Origin of the sequence: Archangium sp., assembly GCF_045802675.1 — a bacterium.
In the GTDB taxonomy this organism is placed as follows: Bacteria; Myxococcota; Myxococcia; order Myxococcales; family Myxococcaceae; genus Archangium.
Genome location: NZ_JBJMQO010000076.1, coordinates 74,716 through 92,104 on the forward strand (window position 1 = coordinate 74,716; position 17,389 = coordinate 92,104).

A 17,389-nucleotide genomic window follows, 5' to 3' on the forward strand; every position below is an offset into this window, starting at 1 on the left:
CCGGTATCAAGTAATGCCGGGGATCTTCACGCCGCCGGAAATCTTGCCGAGCTCGCGCTGCATCTTCTCGCGGCTGCTCGCCAGGGCAGCGTTCACGCCGGCGGTGACGAGGTCCTCGAGCATGCCCAGGTCGTTGGGGTCCACCAGCGACTTGTCGATCTTGATGCTCTTGATCTCCTGCACGCAGTTGGCGACCACGGTGACGCGGCCATCACCGGCCTTGGCCTCGACGGTCTCCTCGGCCAGCTCCTTCTTGCGCTGCTCGATCTTCTCCGTGAGCTTGTTGGCCTGCCGGATGAAGTAGTTCAGGTCGATGCCGGGCATGGGCTTCCTCGTAGGGGGTGCGAGCGGGCATCGGTGACCGCTCGGCATGACGAAGCGCGCACCCTAGCGTCGGGCGAGCCCGTTGTCAGGGGCTGTCGTCGGGAGTGTCGTTCGTCGGGGTGGCCACCGGGCGCACGGGCTGGTCGTACACCTGGATGTGCTCGATTTCGCCGCCGAGGTACTTGAGGGTGGCGCGGATGGCGGGGTGGGTGCGGACCCGGCCCTCGGTGCTCTTCTCGTAGGCGGCGCGCTCCTTGGCGTCCTCCTCGGCGATGCTGATGAGGCCCGTGCCCGCCGGAGCGGTCACCTCGGCGCCCGCCGGGCCCTTGTCGCCCTCGGCGCAGTCCTGGACCACGAGCTTCGTGGGGCGGCCGAAGTGCTCGGAGAGGGCCTTCTCGACGATGGGGCGCCCGGAGGTGCCGGCGACCGTGGTCTTGTGGAAGCCCTGGCTCGGAGGGTAGGCGAGCGCCACTTCGCCCTCGCGGATCCACAGCAGGCGGCCGCAGGCGAGCGACTTGGCGTGCCGGCCCGACGCCGCGCGCATGGTCTCCACCGCCGCGCGCCACCGGTCCTGGAGGGGCTTCCGGGGGTTGTCGCGGCCCGAGAGGCCCATCGAGGCGGCCAGGGGCGCCGCCGTGCCCGCGGTGTGGTGGACGTCGAAGGGCCGGACGGAATCGACCTCCGGCTCCGGTTCGGCGACAGGGGCGGGCGGTACGTCGGGCAGGCACTCGCCCGAGGCACAGCCTTCCGGCGAGCCTTCCTCGGGGAAGTAGCGCTCGTCGTCGACGGGAGGAGGGGGCTGAGGCGGCTGCGGGGGCAGGCGCACGTTCGTCACGCGCACCACGGGCTGCGCGGGAGCGGGAGGCTCTGGGGGACGCGGGACGGGTCCGCCCTGGGACATGCCCCACGGAGACGAGGCCGGGGCCAGGGCGGGCCGAGCGGGCTCGGGGACGGGCGTCGGGGCACGCGGAGCCGGAGCCGACGGCGCCGGAGCACGGGCCTCCCCCGGACGCGATGGGGCCGCGGCCGCCGGGGGAGACACGGCGGGCTCGGGCGCGCGGGGCGCCGGAGCCGGGCGAGCGGGCTCTGTCGGACGCTCAGTGGGAGCGAAAGTTGGCGGAGCTGGGGCGACCTCCGGGCGCCCCAGCAGCTACCTTGCGAGCGTCATCGGAACCGCCGAGTCCGGCGGAGAGGCGATCCACCCGGGCGAGCAGCTCCGGGATGGAGCCGGCCGGCGAGAGCTGAATCGCCTTGAGCAGCGCCATCTCCAGCGCGAGCCGGGGCTGGGGCGCGCGCGACACCTCCCACACACTCCCGTGGACGATGTCGAAGAGGCGCGAAATCTGGGCGGAGTCCGCGTCCTTGGCGAGTGCGGTGAGGGCGGTGCGCTCGGACTCGGCGAGCTCCGAGGGGGCCTCGCCCAGCGTCTTGGCGACGAAGAGGTGGCGCAGTTGCAGGGCCAGCTCCTCGGTGAGGCGCTTGAGGTCCGTGCCGCGGTTGAAGACCTCCTCCACGCGCTCCAGCACGCGCCTGGCGTCCTTGCGCACCAGCGCCTCGGCGAAGTCCTGCACCACGGTGCGGTCGATGGCGCCCAGCGCATCGGCCACGGCCTCGTTGGTGGGCTCGGCGCCGCAGGCGGAGAAGATCTGGTCGAGGAGGCTGAGCGCATCGCGCATGCCGCCCTCGGACTGGCGCACCACCATGGAGAGCGCGGTGTCGGAGATGGCGACCTTCTCCTGCTCGCAGATGTACTTGAGCCTATCGAGCATCACCTTGGCGGAGATGCGCCGGAAGTTGTGGCGCTGGCAGCGCGAGAGGATGGTGTCCGGGAGCTTGTGCGCCTCGGTGGTCGCGAAGATGAACTTCACGTGGCCGGGCGGCTCCTCGAGCGTCTTGAGGAGCGCGTTGAACGCCGCCCCCGAGAGCATGTGGACCTCGTCGATGATGTAGATCTTGTGCCTGTCGCGCTGCGGCAGGTACTTGGCGTTCTCGCGAATCTCGCGGACGTTCTCCACGCCATTGTTGGAGGCACCGTCGATCTCCGCCACGTCCACCGAGGTGCCCGCGGCGATCTCCGTGCACGCCTGGCAGACGCCGCAGGGATCGGCGGTGGGGCCCTTCTCGCAGTTGAGCGCCTTGGCGAGCAGGCGGGCGGCGGTCGTCTTGCCCACGCCTCGAGGGCCGCAGAACAGGTAGGCGTGCGCCACCCGGTTCATCTTGATGGCGTTGGCGACCGTCCGGACCACGTGCTCCTGGCCGGTCATGTCGTCGAAGGTCTGCGGGCGCCATTTACGGGCGAGGACGAGGTAGCTCATGGGGGGCCGGAATCTAACCACGTAGAACACGCGGGCGCACGGATTCCATGCGCCTGCTCTACTTTTCCGGTCGCCCCCCGGCGTCCATGGATGGGACGCTCCAGGTCGGGTGATTCACTCCGCGTCGCAGACGTGCCCCAAGCGGGCGGACGGACGCGCGCGCCTTGCGCTTCCAGGAGAGGACAGGGAGAGTCGCGAGGCCTTCCGATGACCGCTCCCGCGCCCGTCCCCGCTCCTTCGCCCTCCCTCGAATCCGGCCTCGAGGCGCCGCCCCCGGTGGTGCGCCGGCGCTGGCCCCAGGTGCTGTTGCTGGGCGTGGTGGGGCTGCTGCCCGCGGTGCTCGCGGTGGTGCAGCTCGGGCGGCTCCACCCGGACGAGGTGTACCAGTTCCTCGAGCCGGCCTGGTTCCGCGCCCACGGTTACGGCGTGCTGGCCTGGGAGTGGCGCGTGGGGCTGCGCAACTGGGCCCTGCCCGGAGTGGCCGCGGGGCTGTTGCGGCTCGCGGACGTGCTGGGCCTGACGCACCCGGTGGCGTACCGGACGTTGCTCGCCCTTCCCCAGGCGGCGCTGCACGGGTGGATGTTGTGGGCCGTGTACCGCTTCGCCGAGCGCCGCGCCGGGCCCATGGGAGGCCTCTTCTCGGCGCTGGCCGTGGGCCTCTACGGGCCGGTGCTCCTCTTCGCGGGGCGCACGCTGGGCGAGTCCCTCTCCACCGCCTTCCTGGTGGTGGCCCTGGAGGCGTTGGATCGCACCGAGCGCCCGGCGCGCGCGGGCCTGGTGGGAGGCCTGGCGCTGGGGCTGGCGGTGGTGGCGCGCTATGGCTCGGCGGTGATGGTGCTGGCGGCGCTCGTCTGGCTGGGGATGGGGCGGCGCTGGCGGGTGCTTGCCTTGGCGTGCCTCTCGGGAGTGGGCGTCGCGCTCGGCCTGGGAGCGCTCGACGCGGCGACATGGGGCAGGCCCTTCCACTCCCTGCTGGCCTACGTGGACTTCAACGTCCTCTCCGGGCAGGCCGAGAAGCAGTTCGGCGCTTCACCGCCGGTCTTCTACTTGTGGCCCTTCCTCACCGGCGTGCCCCTCTGGGTCTGGGCGGCGGCGCCCCTCGGGTTACGCTCGCTGTTCCGGCGGCCCGCCCTCTCGCTGCCACTGTGGTGCGCGGGGGTCTACCTCGCCGTCATCACCGCGACGCCCCACAAGGAGGAGCGCTTCCTCTACCCGGGGCTCGTCCTCCTCGTCATGGCGGCGGCTCCGGCCGTGGCCGACTTCCTGCGAGGACTCGCGCATGCCCGCCTGAGTGCTGGCCTGGGGGCGCTGGTCCTGGCCGCCACGCTGGTGACCGGGCACTCCTACCCGCCCGTGGACCTGCGTGGAGACCAGTTCCGCGCCATCGTCTCGGCCACCCGGGACGACAGCGCTCACGGGCTGCTCATCGTCAACGAGGGCCTGTGGGGAGCGGGGGGCTACTTCTACCTGGGGAAGAACATCCCCTGGGGCACCTGCGACTGGCCCCAGGACGCCAATTTCCAGGGCGCCATGCGAGACCGCCGCATCAACCGCGCCGTCACCTTCGAGGGCCGTGCCCTGGACGAGCTCCAGGCGGCCGGCTTCCGGGTGGTGGAGCAGGTGGGCCGCGAGACGGTGCTCGCGCGCGACTGAGCGCACGCGGGGCAGGGCGCCTTCGGGCAAAAAAAGAAGGAGCCGAGTCCCCTTTTCAGAGGAATCGGCTCCTTCACGAGAACACGGCCGGGACACACGCGGAGGTGCGCTACCGTTGCTTCCTTCCGGACCTGGCGGGGTTCACGTCCCCACGTTGTCCCGACCACAAGCTCTTCAAAAACTGTAACGACTACGGAGAGGGTGGGATTCGAACCCACGATACCCTTTCAGATATACACGCGTTCCAGGCGTGCGCCTTCAACCGCTCGGCCACCTCTCCATGAGACACTCAGCGGAGAGCGTAGGATTCGAACCTACGATACCGTTCCCGGTATGCCTGATTTCGAGTCAGGTGCCTTCGACCACTCGGCCAGCTCTCCAATATTCACTTGTCGCGTTTCTTCTCGCGCAGCCGCTCGAAGAAATCCTTCAGCATCTGGCGGCTCTCGTCCGCCAAAACCCCACTCATCACTTGGAGCCGGTGGTTGTGCCGGGGCTCCTCGGCGAGGTTGTAGAGAGAACCAACGGCTCCCGCTTTGGGGTCCATCGTGCCGAACACCAGACGTGTCACACGGGACTGAACCAAGGCTCCAGCGCACATCGCGCACGGCTCCAGCGTCACGTAAAGAGTGACACCGGTGAGCCGCCACGCTCCGAGCGCCTTGGCCGCTGCGTCCAACGCGAAGATTTCAGCGTGGGCCAGGGGATTGCGGTCTATCTCCCGTCGATTGAAGCCAATCCCGATGACCCTACCATCGTGAACGGCAACCGCACCGACAGGGACTTCCCCGAGTCCAGCGGCCTCTCGCGCGAGCGCAAGCGCCTGCTGCATGAAGACTTCGTCGGGACTCATGGGGAATGGGGAGGAGGGGAAAGGATGGCGCTCCCTGGAGGATTCGAACCTCCGGCCTTCGGATTCGTAGTCCGACGCTCTATCCAGCTGAGCTAAGGGAGCTTGCCGATTTCCTTTACCGCTCTACCACAACCGCAGCCTCTGTACCACAACCACTTTCGCGCTACCACAACCAAGATGAGTGGCGGAGAGAGAGGGATTCGAACCCTCGATACCCTTTCGAGTATGCAGGTTTAGCAAACCTGTGCCTTCAGCCTCTCGGCCATCTCTCCACTGCCTTTACTGTCAAAGAACCGCGTGCTGCAACCACGAAACTCGGAGGAGGTAGGATTCGAACCTACGGGAAGCTTGCGCCACCTGCGGTTTTCAAGACCGCTGCCTTCAGCCGCTCGGCCACTCCTCCCACTGCCGGAGCCGCGCGGACCACCGAACTGCGTGGGCCGCCCTTCTACAACATCCGGGGCCCATTGCAACAACGTTGTGGGGCCCCGGATGCTGACAGCGCGCCGACGACTACATCGGGCGCAATTCCTTGAGGCCACCCATGTAGGGGACCAACGCCTCGGGGATGACGACGCTTCCGTCCTCGCGCTGGTAGTTCTCGAGGATGGCGACGCTCGTGCGCCCCACGGCCAGCCCGCTGCCATTGAGCGTGTGGACGAGCTGGGGCTTGTCTCCCTTCTGGGCCCGGTAGCGGATTTTGGCCCGGCGGGCCTGGAAGTCGCCGAAGTCCGAGCAGGAGGAAATCTCCCGGTACGCTCCCTGGCCGGGCAGCCAGACTTCGATGTCGTACGTCTTCCGGGAGCCGAAGCCCATGTCCCCGGTGCACAGCAGCATCACCCGGTGGTGCAGCCCCAGGCGCCGGAGGATGTCGCAGGCGTCGTCCGTCAGCTTCTCCAGCTCGTCCAGGCTGCTCTCCGGCTGGGAGAACTTCACCAGCTCCACCTTGTGGAACTGGTGCTGGCGGATGAGGCCGCGGGTGTCCCGGCCCGCCGCGCCCGCCTCGGCCCGGAAGCACGGGCTGAAGGCGCAGTAGCGCAGCGGCATCGACTCGCCCTCCAGAATCTCGTCCGCGTGGTAGTTGGTGACGGGCACCTCGGCGGTGGGGATGAGGAAGCGCTCGGGCTCCCCCACCGTCTTGAAGGCGTCGTCCTCGAACTTGGGCAGCTGGCCGGTGCCCATCATCGACTCGCGCAGCACGAGGTAGGGCGGCAGCAGCTCGACGTAGCCCTTCTGGGTGTGCACGTCGATCATGAAGGAGACGAGCGCCCGCTCCAGCCGGGCCAGCGCCCCCTTGTAGAAGGTGAAGCGCGAGCCGGACACCTTCGCGGCGCGCTCGAAGTCCAACAGGCCCAGCTTCTCGCCCAGCTCGAAGTGCTGCTTGGGGGTGAAGGGCAGGTTGGGCTTCTCGCCCCAGGCGCGCACCTGGACGTTGTCGTCCGCGCTGGTGCCCACGGGCACCGACTCGTGGGGCACGTTGGGGATGAGCAGCAGGATGCGGCTGAGCTCCTCCTCCACCTCCTTGAGGCGCGCCTCCTTCTCCTTGATGTTCTGGGAGACGGTGCGCATCTCCCCGCGCAACGCGTCGAGCGCGGCGGGGTCCTCCTTCGCCTTGCGCTTCATCTCCTCGTTGGCGGTGTTGCGGCGGGCGGAGAGCGACTCCATCGCCACATAGAGGTCTCGCCGTTCCGACACGAGGCTCTTGAAGGGGCCGAGGTCCAGGCTGCCGCCGCGGGACTGCAACCGGGCGACGACCGCATCGAAGTTCTGCGCGACGTACTTGAGATCCAACATGGCGTGGCGGGTTCTAGTCACGCCACGCGGGCCCGGCAAGCCATGTCGCACCCGGGCGACCGGAAACGGACGCCCGGGTGGGGCAGGGGGGCCTACTCGAGGAAGCTGATCTCGTCCTCGATTTCTTTGCGGTTCTCGGCCTCGGGCTTGAGGGTGAGGTACTGCTGGAAGGCCTTGAGGGCGTCCTTCTTCTTGCCCTTCTCCTTGAAGGCGTAGCCGAGGTCGTGCCAGGCGTCGGCGTTGTCCGGCTGGGAGGAGGTGGCCTTGGTCAGCCACTCGATGGCCTTGGCGTACTGGTTCTGCTCGCTCCAGGCGCGGCCCAGCTTGTAGTAGGTGGCGGTGAGGCTCGGATCCGCCTTGACGGCCTGCTCGTAGGAGCGGGTGGCCTCGCGCCAGCGCGTGGCGCTGAAGTACGCGTCCCCCACGAGGGCGAGCACCCGGGTGCGCTTGGGGTCCGCCTTGAGCGCGGCCTGGAAGGCGGAGATGGCCTCGTCGAACTCGTTGCGCTCCAGGTAGGCCAGGCCCATGGCCTCGTAGGCGTCGGCCAGCTTCGGGTCGAGCTTCACGGCCTCCTTCCACTGCTCGATGGCCTCGGGCAGCTGCTTGGCGTCGCGGAAGAGCACACCGGAGGCGAAGCGGTAGTCGGCCCGCTTGGGAGCGCGCTCCAGCGCGGTGCGCATGCTCTCGATGGCCTCGGTGTAGTCACCGCGGCCCTCCTTGGCCTTGCCCTGGGGCACCTTCTCCGCGGTGGCCTTCGTCTGGGCCATGTAGAAGTTGGCCTCGGGGTTGGAGGGCTCGCTCTTGAGGGCGAGCATCAGGTTGACCTCGGACTCCTTGAGGGCGTTGGAGGCGTCGGTGGCCTTCTGCTCCTTCCAGGCGGCGGTGGCCTTGTCGAGGAAGACGGCGCCCAGGGTGGTGGAGATGGCCGCCGAGCGCGGCTCGGCCTTCTTGGCCTCCTGCAGCTCGGTGATGGCCTCGTCCAGCTTGCCCTGGCGCCACAGCACGGTGCCACGGTGCAGGCGGGCCCCCCGGAGCGTGTAGGCGTCCAGCGTCAGCGCGGTGTCGGCCTCCTTCTGGGCCTTCTCCAGGTCACCGGCGCGCAGCGCCAGCTGGGACAGGCCGAAGTGGGCGTCGGCGAGGTTGGCATCCAACCCGACGGCGCGCTCGAGCTCCTCCTGGGCCTTCGCGGTGTCGTCCGTGGCGAGGGCCAGCTCGGCCAGCCCCACGTGCACGCGGGCGTCATTGGGCGCCTTGGTGGCGGCGGCCTCGAGCTGCTCGCGCGCCGGCTCGGTGCGGCGCAGGTGCAGGTAGAAGCGGCCGAGGGCCACCTGGGCCTCGACGAGCTCGGCATCGGCCTTGAGGGCGCGCTGGTAGTGCTGCTCGGCGGAGATGTTGCTGTCGCGCGCCTCGTCGACGCGGCCGGTGAGGTACTCGATGCGGGCGTTGTTGGGGAAGCGCCTGGCGGCGTCCTCCACCTGCTTCTGCGCCTCCTCCAGGTTGCCGAGCGCCAGCAGGGTGGTGATGTAGCCGTCGGCGGCCTCGAGGTTCTTCGGCTCGGCCTTGGACACCGCCTCCCAGAGGGGCAGGGCGTCCTTGTACTGGCGCTGGGTGTTGAGCACGCGCGCCAGGTAGCTCTTGAGGAGCAGCGAGCTGGAGTCCTTCTCCAGGGCGGCGCGCAGCTCCTTGTCGGCCTCCTCGAGCTTGCCGAGCTGGAAGAGGGCGATGCCCTTGAAGGTGCGGGCGCGCGACAGCTCGGAGTTGCCCAGCTGCGACTGCTGCTTCTCGTCGAGCGCGCGCTCGGCGGCCTCGAGGCCCTTCTGCGCGTTCTTGCGCAGCAGCACCTCGACGGCGGCCAGCTCCACCGCGGACGTCAGGTGGGTGGGGTCCGCCTTGAGCGCGGCCTCGTAGGCCTTGGAGGCCTCGTCCGCCTTGCCCGCGGCCTGGTACAGGTTGCCGAGGGCATGCTGCGCCCGGGCCAGGTCCGGCTGCTTCGCCAGTACCTTGGTGAGGGTGTCGATGGCGCCCGCGCTGTCCTTCTGCGCGGCCTGGGCCTCGGCGAGCAGCAGCGCCAGCTCGACGTCACCCTGGTTGGCGTCGCGGCTCCAGGCGTCCTTGGCCAGCTGCGCGGCGGTGGCGGGGTCGCGCGTGGCGAGGGCGCTGCCCACGAGGTACTTGGTGTACTCGATGTTCTTCTCGCCGAGCAGCTCCAGGTTGCCGGCCTCCTCCTCGGAGCGGCAGCGGCTGGCGTCGGTGCCAGCGGCCTGGTAGCGGCGCTCCAGGTGGAAGACGGCCTGGCACCAGAGGGCGCGCACCTCGGGGTACTCCTTGGTGGCGAGCACCTTGTCCGTGAGCGTGCGGGCCTGCTTGTAGCCCTGGATGGAGTCCTGCAGCAGCGCCTTGCGCGCGGCCTCCACGTCGGCGGCCTCGGAGGAGCCGGCCGACACGTGGGAGGGGAGGAACTTCTTCATCCCGAAGACGCCGTAGCGCGTGGTGCCGAAGCTCAAGCCCACGCCGAGCACCACGATGGCGGAGCTGGCGGCGATGACCACCGGCAGGCGCTTCTTCACCTGGGCGAGGATGAGCTCCAGGCGCGAGGTGGTGTCCACCATGGACACCTGGGCCATGCGGCCGCCGTAGAGCTGGTTCAGCCGCTCCACATTGGCGGCGCTGGCGGCGCTCACGGCGGCCTGGTTCGCCTTGGAGCCGGGCTCGTTGGCGGGCATCGTGGGGGCGGGGGCGGTCGTCCCCGGTCCCTCCATCAGCTTCTGGATGGCCGCGGCGAAGGTGGGCAGGGTGCCAATGGGCGCCCAGCTGTCCCCATCCGTGGAGACGTCCTCGTTGCCCAGCAGCTGCCCGTCCTCGAGCATCTTGACGACGACGCCTTCCTCGAAGGGCCCGAACACCTTGCCCGAGCGGCGCCGCACGTGGAAGCGGCGCACGTTGCTCTTGGCCTTGGCGTTGGCGCCGCTGTCCTTGGCCGCGTCGTCGATGAAGCTGAGCATCTCCAGGCCGTCGGCCGTGCCCGGAGCGGGCGGCGGCGGCAGCGGCGCGGAGAGGTCCGCCTCGAGGTCATCGCCCCCGGGCCGCGAGGGCGCGGAAGGGTCGAACTCGAGCGCGTCGGGCATGGAGGCCGCGGCGGGCGTGGGGCTCCCGAAGTCCACGTCGTCGAAGCCCGCCATGGGCGCGGCCGGCGGGGGCTCCGAGAAGTCCATGCCGACATCCACCGTGGAGGGCGCGGCGGCAGGAGGCGGCAGGGCGAACGGATCCTCCTCCATGGACGCGGCGGCGGCGGGAGGAGGCGGCAGGGCGAACGGATCCTCCTCCATGGGCGCGGCGGCGGCGGGCGGAGGTGGCAGGGCGAACGGATCCTCCTCCACGGGCTCCACGGCCGCTTCGGGGAAGTCGTCCTCGATGGGCGCGGAGGCGAACGCGTCCTCGGCGGGCGGAGGCGGCAGGCCGAACGGATCCTCCGCCCCCGGGGCGGCGGCGTAGGGATCCGCGGCCGGCTCGGAGGACAGGCCGAACGTGTCCACCTCGGCTGTGTTCTGCGGGTACGAGCCGTACGCGGCACCGCCCCCGGCGTCGGAGGCGTACGGATTGTCGGCGGGAGGCGGCGGCAGGGGGATGCTTCCCTGCGGAGTGCCCGCGTACGAATACGGCTCCTCGGCGGACGGCGGAGGCGGCAGGGCGATGGCATCCGCCTGGGGCGCGGCCGCGTAGGGATCCGCGGCGTAGGGATCCGCGGCATAGGGATCCGCGGCGTACGGATTGTCCGAGGGCGGAGGCGGCAGGGCGATGGCGTCCGCCTGGGGCGCGGCGGCGTAGGGATCCGCGGCGTAGTCGAAGCCCTGCGCGGCGTAGGGATCCCCGGCACCACCGGCCTCCGGGTACGCGCTGCCCGCGTACGGATCGCTCGCGCCGGGCAGCGGGATGGCCTCGCTCGAGGACGCGCTCACGCCATACGCCACGTCCGCCGAATAGTCCCCGGAAGGAGCGGTGGCGCCGGGCAGCGGAATGGCCTCGGAGGTGACGGCGGGGGCCGCGCTGTCGCGGTAGGCCGCGGTCGGCACCGGCATGCTGACGACACGCGTGGCCTCGGACTCGGGAGGACGCTGGTAGTCGTCGTAACCCGCGAACGCATCGGCCGGGGGCGCGCCAGGCCCGGGCAGCGGCACGGCGGCGGGAGCGCCCTCGCTCACCGGATCCGCGGGCTTGATGGGGAAGGTGTTCTGACACCGTGCGCACTTGAGCTTCGCGCCGCCCGGCGGGATCCGCTTGTCATCGATGTTGTAGTTCGTCTGGCAAGACGGGCAGGAGACTTTCATGGGTTTCCTTCAGCGGGGGCCATGGGACGCGAGCGGCCGCACTGACCCGCGGCCGACGCAGGTTATCAGAGGCATTTTCCAGGCGGCAAAGAACGCGCTCTCTTCCCGCGACACATCCCTGGCGGCAGGGCAGGCGGGCGGGGGACCGCCTTCCGGCTACCATCCCGAGCACGCTCCTGTTGCGCGACGTAGCGGCGAAGGTGGTAGACCCGGCTTTCCCATGGAACCCATCGTCATTCTCGGAGGGGGCCTCGCCGGGCTCTCCGCCGCACACTTCCTGCAGCGTCCCTGGCGCCTCATCGAGAAGTCCGAGCGGGTCGGCGGTCTCATCAAGACGGAAATTCTCAACGGCTGCTACTTCGACCCCACGGGTCATTGGTTGCACCTGCGAGATCCGGAGATCAAGGAATTGGTGAACACCCGCTGGCTGCCGGACCAGCTCGTCACCATCCAGCGCAAGGCGGGCATCTACTCGCGAGGTGTCTTCACGCGCTTTCCCTACCAGGTGAACACGCACGGGCTGCCGCCAGAGGTGGTGGCGGAGAACCTCGTGGGTTTCGTGGAGGCCCTCTACGGGGAGAAGGGCCGGGAGCTGCGCGAGCGCGAGCCGCGCAACTTCACCGAGTTCATCCTGCGCTACATGGGGGAGGGGTTCGCCAAGAACTTCATGGTCCCCTACAACAAGAAGCTGTGGACGGTGGACCCCTCCGAGTTGTCCGCCGCCTGGGTGGGGCGCTTCGTGCCCCGGCCGACGTTGAAGGAAGTGGTGGACGGGGCGCTGGGCGTGGGCAGCGATGCGCTGGGCTACAACGCCTCCTTCCTCTACCCGCGCGAGGGCGGCATCGAGAGCCTCGCCCGTGCCATGCTCGCCCACTTGAAGGGCGGGGAGCTGAGCTACGACACCGAGCCCACCGCCATCGACTGGAAGGCCCGGAAGGTGACACTGTCGGACGGGCGCACGCTCGGCTACTCGCAGCTCATCTCCTCCATCTCGCTGCCGGGGCTGGTGCGGTTGGTGGCGAAGGGAGCCTCCGGTGTGCCCGACGAGGTGCTCGCCGCCGCCGGCCGTCTGCGCGCCACCACCGTCACGTACGTGTGCGTCGCCGCCCGGGGGAAGAACCGGCAGCCGTGGCATTGGATCTACCTGCCCGAGCCCGAGTTCAAGTCGTACCGCATCGGCTCGCCCTCGGCGGTGTACGCGCCGCTGGCCCCTCCGGACACCGCCACCTTCTCCGTGGAGTACAGCCACCACGGCGAGCTCTCCCTGGCCCAGGCCGAGGCCCACGCCGTGGAGGACCTGGTGCGCTCGCAGATGGTGCACTCGGCGGAAGACATCCTCTTCGCCAGGGCGCGGGAGATTCCCCACGCCTACGTCCTCTACGACGAGGCCTACGGGCCGGCGAAGACGGAGATCCTCCGCTTCCTCGAGCACGCGGGCATCCTCACCGCGGGGCGCTACGGCCAGTGGGAGTACTCGTCCATGGAGGACGCCATCCTCGCCGGACGGGCCTGCGCGCGCCGGTTGAACGGCTGACGAAGGGGCGGCGGGAGCGGTAGTTGGCCGTCGACGGGGCCCTCGGGGGCGTGCTACGTGACGCGCTTGTCCATGGCCGCCCCGTACCTCTCCATCGTCATCCCCGTCTACAACGAGGCCTCCATCGTGGCCGCCGCCGCCGCGGAGCTCTCGCAGGGGCTGGATGCACGCGGCTGGGACTACGAGATCCTCTTCGCGGAGAACGGCTCGCGCGACTCCACGCCGCAGATCCTCGAGGAGATGTGCTCGAAGAATCCGCGCCTGCGCTGGTTCCACTCGGAGCGGCCCAACTACGGCACGGCGCTCAAGGCGGGCATCGAGAAGGCCCGGGGCACCTACGTCTTCTGCGATGAGATCGACCTGTGCGACCTGACCTTCTACGACGCCGCGCTGCCGGTGCTGGAGAAGGGCGGGGCGGACATGGTGGTGGGCTCGAAGGCGGCCAAGGGCTCGAGTGACCAGAGGCCGCTGGTGCGGCGCGTGGCCACGCGGGTGCACAACGGGTTGCTGCGGGTGACGCTGGGCTTCCAGGGCACGGACACGCACGGGCTGAAGGCCTTCCGGCGCGAGGCGCTGATGCCCGTGGTGGCCCGGTGCGTGGTGGACATGGACGTGTTCGCCAGCGAGTTCGTCATCCGCGCCTGGCGCCAGGGGCTGCGGGTGGTGGAGATCCCCATCAAGCTCCACGAGAAGCGCCAGCCCTCCATCCACCTCTTCAAGCGCGTGCCCAACGTGCTGAAGAACGTGGGCAAGCTGGTGTACGTCATCCGCATCCGCGGCACCTGAGGAGGCGAGGGTGGCGCGGCGGCTCGCATCCATCTCCGTCGACCTGGACTCGCTGCCGCACTACTGCCGCATCCACGGGCTGCCCGAGTCGCTGCTGGATGCGCGGGCCCGGGGGCTCGTGTACTCCACGGCGGTGCCCCGGTTGCGCGAGCTGTTCGCGTCGGTGGGCGTGCCGGGGACGTTCTTCGCCATCGGTGAGGACGTGGCGGCGGACGCGGGAGCCGCGGCGGCACTGCGCTCGGCGCACGAGGCGGGCGTGGAGGTGGCGAGCCACAGCTTTTCGCACGACTACGCGCTGACGCGGCGGGCGCCCGAGAGCATCCGCGAGGATTTGCGGCGCGCGGACGAGGTGCTCGAGGCGGCCACGGGCGCTCGTCCGGTGGGCTTCCGCGCGCCGGGCTACACGCTCAACGCGGCCCTGTACGCGGCGACGGTGGAGCGCGGCTACCGCTATGGCTCGTCCGCCTTCCCCGCGGCCCCGTACTACACGGCGAAGGCGGCGGTGATGGGCGCGCTGGCGCTCCTGGGACGTCCCTCGCGCGCGGTGCTGGACTCGCCCCGGGTGTTGCTCTCGCCGCGCACGCCGTACCGGCCAGACCCCGCGCAACCGTACCGGCGGGGCACGGGGGCCGTGCTGGAGCTGCCCATGGCGGTGACGCCCGGCGTGCGCTTCCCGTTCATCGGCACCTTCGCCACCACGCTGCCACTGCCCGCGGTCCGAGCCGCGTACCGCGCGCTCGCGGGAGACCCGCTCTTCAACTTCGAACTGCACGCGGTGGACGTGCTGGGCGCGGAGGATGGCATCCCTCCCGAGTTGCTGCGCCAGCAGCGGGACTTGCGAGTCCCCGTGGCGCACAAGCTGGAGCGGCTGCGGGCCCTCTTCGGCTGGCTGAGGTCCGACTCCGACGTGGTGACGCTGCGCGACGCGGCGGCCTGGCTCGCTGGCACCGTGTAGCGGCCCCGCTTCCGCCCCGCGCCGCGTATTTCCAGAACACGGGCTCCGGCGCGGCCCAGGTGTAGACGTCTACACTCGGTGTGGGTGTTTGCCCACCCAAGGTGTAGACGTCTACACCTGAAGTCCCGAGACAAAAAGCAGCACCCCTTGCCCGGCGTTTGTGGTCGCGGGTCCAAGCAGTCGTGCTCCCGCTCACCGCGCTCACACGGGTGGCGGGCACGGCCGCGTCTCGCTCCGGTATCCACCCGGGGAGAGCGGCCCCACCCATTGTCAGGACACCCCTTCATGCGTGAATCCAGAACGCCACAGGCCGTGCCACGCCCGTGGTTGTCGTTGGGACTCGCCGCGCTCCTCTGGAGTGGTTGCGGCGGTCTTCCGGAGTCCTCCGCCGACGCGGACGCCGTCACTCCCTTCCCGGAGCAGAGCGCCGCGCTCGTCACCACCGACCAGTGCGCTCCGGCTCCCGCGGCCCAGTCCACCAGCGGCAACACGGTGTACTACCGCTACTCCACCAACAAGAGCTGGGATGCGGCCAAGGCGGACTGCACGGCCATGGGCGGCCGGCTCGCGGTGCCGATGAGCTCGGCCGACAACGAGGCCATCCACTCCATCAACGGGGGCCTGCTCCTGCACATCGGCTTCCGCCAGAGCAGCGGGCAGACGCAGCCGGGCGCCGGTTGGCTCACGGTAGAGGGAGAGACGCCCACCTACACCAACTGGAACACGGGCGAGCCCAATGACGGGGACCGCTACGAGAACGGCAACCAGAACTGCGGCCGGATGTGGGACATCGGCACGTGGGACGACGTCTCCTGTACGTCCTCCGCCAGTCCGTACGTGTGCGAGTTCGGTGCGCAGCCCGTCACCTGCGGCGGCGGCGCCACCTGCGGCGTGGCCACGGACTCCACCTACCGCTGCCAGTGCCCGACGGGCCAGCGCTACGACGCGACGGCCAACGCCTGCTTCGGCGGCCCGCTCGCCATCGAGGTCAACAGCCTCAACGTGGACCACGCCGCCAGCGGCAACGTCTTCGTCAACTACCCCCTCAAGGCCCGCGTGGGCCTCAAGGGCACCGGCAACAAGAACAGCTTCGTGGTCTCGCTCGGCCTGATGCAGAAGCCCAGCGGCCCCAATCCCACCGACGAGGAGCTCGCCAATCTGCAGAGCTGCGTCGTGGGCGGCACCCGCATCACCCTCCCGGGCGACGGCAGCCAGCAGTACGTCGACATCGAGGGCATCGTCCCCCCCGAGTGTCTCAATGGCGCTCCGCAGCGCGCCGCCAACTTCTTCGTCCTGCTCGATGGCGCCGACGAGTTCACCACCGAGGAGAACAAGTGGCTCATCTTCAATGAGAAGGAGGCCCAGACGACGCTCGGCCAGCGGTGCACCACCACGGACCCCGTCACGGGCACGCAGCGCACCGGCTGCGTCATCAACGTCACCGTCAGGCCTCCGCCCGGCAACGACATCTCCATGCTCTCGGCCACGCCGGACTCGTCGGTAGTCGTGCTCGACCCACCGGGCCAGCCCACGGACATCCAGTCGGGAAGCACCGAGGCCCCCCGTCCCCTGTTCGTCGCCGGCATCAGCGTCGCCGCCTACGGCCGTGACTTCGACGAGGCCAATTCCTCCACCCTGCCCGCGGCGGTGGACTTCGCCTACGACATCATCGCCACGCCCGACACCGGCAGCGTGGGCTGGAAGCGGCTCAACGCCAACCCCGAGGCCACCCATGCCCCCATCGGCAACCTCAAGCCGGGCGAGGCGCTGCAGCTCGACGCCCGGCTGCACCCCACCGAGGAGTTCCGCCTGCTCACCAGCCCCGGCGGCCCCTGGGCGGCCGCCACCGACTACCAGGTGCGTGCCTGCGCCATGGTGCCCTTCCCGGAAATCGGTGACCCCCAGGCCGCCGGCCCGGACGGCCGCGCCAACAACTGCAAGGTGTTCTCCGTGCGCCTCGTGCGCGGCACCTTCTCGTCCTCCTCGGCCTCGTCCATGGACGTGTCCAAGTCGTTCAGCAACTCCTGGGGCTCCTCGAGCACCCTCCAGCTCGCCCTCACGGGTGGCTCGACGAACACGCTCAACCTCACCGGCGCCTACTCGGACAACAGCGCCAAGGCCTCCATCAAGGGCTTCTTCGGCAGCTTCGACCTGGCCCAGGCCTGGGGCGATGCCTCCGCCACCGTGTCGCCCGCGCAGGCCTCGCTGGATACCGGCTTCAAGGTCTTCGGTACCGCGCTGCTGAGCTACAGCAACACCGCCGGCACCGTCTCCTACTCGTACAACAAGAGCTACACGAAGGAGAAGTGCCTCACCTACTCGTACGGTGTCGTGGTCGCCTCCATCGACATCTCCGGGTGCTTCAGCGCCACGGCCGGCTACCAGCTCAGCTCCACGCTCTCGGCCACCAGCATCACCGTGCAGGTGCGCCCCTACACCCAGGCCAGCCTCAGCGTGAGCGGCACGCTCAACCTCACCCTCTACAAGGCCACGCTCTCCGCTTCCCTCACCGTCCTCGGCTTCAACACCAGCTCCACCGATGGCATGTCCGCCGGGCTCTCCTTCGTCATCAACAGCACCAGCCCCCTCAAGCTGACCGTCGCGTACACCACCAACGCCACGTTCCGCATCTCCACTCTCGACGGCAGCATCGACCTGACCATCGAGCAGCTCGAGGCCAGCTGGTGCAAGAAGAAGAAGTGGGGCATCACCTTCAAGTACCCGTGCTGGGGCTGGGACACGCTCGCCGAGTACAACCTGTTCAGCTACGACGGCTACTCGTACTCGACGGAATTGCTCAAGCGCAGCGGTTCGGCCATCACCCTTCAGTAACGCATTGAGGATCGCGAC

The 17,389-nt window shown here is 69.6% G+C and carries 11 protein-coding genes, 5 tRNA genes and 1 other RNA gene; 5 read left to right on the top strand and 12 right to left on the bottom strand.

From position 1 onward, the window contains the following. Nucleotides 1–6: 6 nt before the first annotated feature. From ACJ8AN_RS20540 to dnaX, 3 genes are all read right to left on the bottom strand, one after another. Nucleotides 7–324, bottom strand: coding sequence for a YbaB/EbfC family nucleoid-associated protein (locus ACJ8AN_RS20540; RefSeq protein WP_043399057.1), 318 nt, complete (start codon nt 322–324; stop codon nt 7–9). 85 nt (nt 325–409) lie between these two features. Beyond that, nucleotides 410–1,225 (bottom strand): DNA polymerase III subunit gamma/tau, encoded by an 816-nt coding sequence (locus ACJ8AN_RS20545; protein WP_407757100.1) that lies wholly within the window; start codon nt 1,223–1,225, stop codon nt 410–412. 196 nt (nt 1,226–1,421) lie between these two features. Then, nucleotides 1,422–2,639, bottom strand: a complete 1,218-nt coding sequence (gene dnaX / locus ACJ8AN_RS20550) for a DNA polymerase III subunit gamma/tau (RefSeq protein ID WP_407757101.1) — start codon at nt 2,637–2,639, stop codon at nt 1,422–1,424. A 207-nt stretch (nt 2,640–2,846) separates the two neighbouring features. On the opposite strand from dnaX, the gene ACJ8AN_RS20555 reads away from it, so the two are divergent. Beyond that, nucleotides 2,847–4,292 (top strand): mannosyltransferase, encoded by a 1,446-nt coding sequence (locus tag ACJ8AN_RS20555; protein ID WP_407757102.1) that lies wholly within the window; start codon nt 2,847–2,849, stop codon nt 4,290–4,292. A gap of 76 nt (nt 4,293–4,368) precedes the next feature. Here ACJ8AN_RS20555 and ffs read toward each other — a convergent pair. The 9 genes from ffs to ACJ8AN_RS20600 form a co-directional block, all read right to left on the bottom strand. Further along, an RNA gene (ffs, locus tag ACJ8AN_RS20560) (signal recognition particle sRNA small type) lies at nt 4,369–4,463 on the bottom strand. 22 nt (nt 4,464–4,485) lie between these two features. After that, nucleotides 4,486–4,572, bottom strand: a tRNA-Ser gene (locus ACJ8AN_RS20565). Between the two features lie 13 nt (nt 4,573–4,585). Continuing rightward, nucleotides 4,586–4,672 (bottom strand) — tRNA-Ser (locus tag ACJ8AN_RS20570). A gap of 5 nt (nt 4,673–4,677) precedes the next feature. Next, a complete protein-coding gene (gene tadA, locus ACJ8AN_RS20575) occupies nt 4,678–5,145 on the bottom strand; it encodes a tRNA adenosine(34) deaminase TadA (protein WP_407757103.1) in 468 nt (155 codons plus the stop codon). A gap of 25 nt (nt 5,146–5,170) precedes the next feature. Then, nucleotides 5,171–5,247 (bottom strand) — tRNA-Arg (locus tag ACJ8AN_RS20580). Between the two features lie 80 nt (nt 5,248–5,327). Continuing rightward, nucleotides 5,328–5,417: transfer RNA gene (locus ACJ8AN_RS20585), tRNA-Ser, on the bottom strand. A gap of 44 nt (nt 5,418–5,461) precedes the next feature. Beyond that, nucleotides 5,462–5,548 (bottom strand) — tRNA-Ser (locus ACJ8AN_RS20590). Between the two features lie 110 nt (nt 5,549–5,658). Next, nucleotides 5,659–6,939 carry a serine--tRNA ligase gene (serS, locus tag ACJ8AN_RS20595; protein ID WP_407757104.1) on the bottom strand — a complete coding sequence of 427 codons (1,281 nt, stop codon included), beginning with the start codon at nt 6,937–6,939 and terminating at the stop codon, nt 5,659–5,661. 92 nt (nt 6,940–7,031) lie between these two features. Then, a complete protein-coding gene (locus tag ACJ8AN_RS20600; protein WP_407757105.1) occupies nt 7,032–11,264 on the bottom strand; it encodes a tetratricopeptide repeat protein in 4,233 nt (1,410 codons plus the stop codon). 220 nt (nt 11,265–11,484) lie between these two features. Between ACJ8AN_RS20600 and ACJ8AN_RS20605 the strand changes: the two genes are divergently transcribed. The 4 genes from ACJ8AN_RS20605 to ACJ8AN_RS20620 all read left to right on the top strand — a co-directional run bounded on the left by ACJ8AN_RS20605 (nt 11,485) and on the right by ACJ8AN_RS20620 (nt 17,371). Further along, nucleotides 11,485–12,798 carry a protoporphyrinogen/coproporphyrinogen oxidase gene (locus ACJ8AN_RS20605; protein WP_407757106.1) on the top strand — a complete coding sequence of 438 codons (1,314 nt, stop codon included), beginning with the start codon at nt 11,485–11,487 and terminating at the stop codon, nt 12,796–12,798. Nucleotides 12,799–12,870: 72 nt separating this feature from the next. Then, nucleotides 12,871–13,584 carry a glycosyltransferase family 2 protein gene (locus ACJ8AN_RS20610; protein WP_407757234.1) on the top strand — a complete coding sequence of 238 codons (714 nt, stop codon included), beginning with the start codon at nt 12,871–12,873 and terminating at the stop codon, nt 13,582–13,584. Nucleotides 13,585–13,594: 10 nt separating this feature from the next. Beyond that, on the top strand, nt 13,595–14,539 hold the full coding sequence (locus ACJ8AN_RS20615) for a polysaccharide deacetylase family protein (protein ID WP_407757107.1): 945 nt from the start codon (nt 13,595–13,597) through the stop codon (nt 14,537–14,539). A 285-nt stretch (nt 14,540–14,824) separates the two neighbouring features. Beyond that, complete coding sequence (locus ACJ8AN_RS20620) at nt 14,825–17,371, top strand: lectin-like protein (protein ID WP_407757108.1); 2,547 nt, start codon at nt 14,825–14,827, stop codon at nt 17,369–17,371. The last annotated feature ends 18 nt before the right edge of the window (nt 17,372–17,389 follow it).

Bases quoted from the DNA above. Each gene is read 5' to 3' on its own strand.
- ACJ8AN_RS20540 (WP_043399057.1), bottom strand. From the start codon at position 324: ATGCCCGGCATCGACCTGAACTACTTCATCCGGCAGGCCAACAAGCTC.
- ACJ8AN_RS20600 (WP_407757105.1), bottom strand. From the start codon at position 11,264: ATGAAAGTCTCCTGCCCGTCTTGCCAGACGAACTACAACATCGATGAC.
- serS (WP_407757104.1), bottom strand. From the start codon at position 6,939: ATGTTGGATCTCAAGTACGTCGCGCAGAACTTCGATGCGGTCGTCGCC.
- ACJ8AN_RS20610 (WP_407757234.1), top strand. From the start codon at position 12,871: ATGGCCGCCCCGTACCTCTCCATCGTCATCCCCGTCTACAACGAGGCC.
- ACJ8AN_RS20620 (WP_407757108.1), top strand. From the start codon at position 14,825: ATGCGTGAATCCAGAACGCCACAGGCCGTGCCACGCCCGTGGTTGTCG.
- ACJ8AN_RS20555 (WP_407757102.1), top strand. From the start codon at position 2,847: ATGACCGCTCCCGCGCCCGTCCCCGCTCCTTCGCCCTCCCTCGAATCC.
- ACJ8AN_RS20545 (WP_407757100.1), bottom strand. From the start codon at position 1,225: ATGTCCCAGGGCGGACCCGTCCCGCGTCCCCCAGAGCCTCCCGCTCCC.
- ACJ8AN_RS20605 (WP_407757106.1), top strand. From the start codon at position 11,485: ATGGAACCCATCGTCATTCTCGGAGGGGGCCTCGCCGGGCTCTCCGCC.
- tadA (WP_407757103.1), bottom strand. From the start codon at position 5,145: ATGAGTCCCGACGAAGTCTTCATGCAGCAGGCGCTTGCGCTCGCGCGA.
- dnaX (WP_407757101.1), bottom strand. From the start codon at position 2,639: ATGAGCTACCTCGTCCTCGCCCGTAAATGGCGCCCGCAGACCTTCGAC.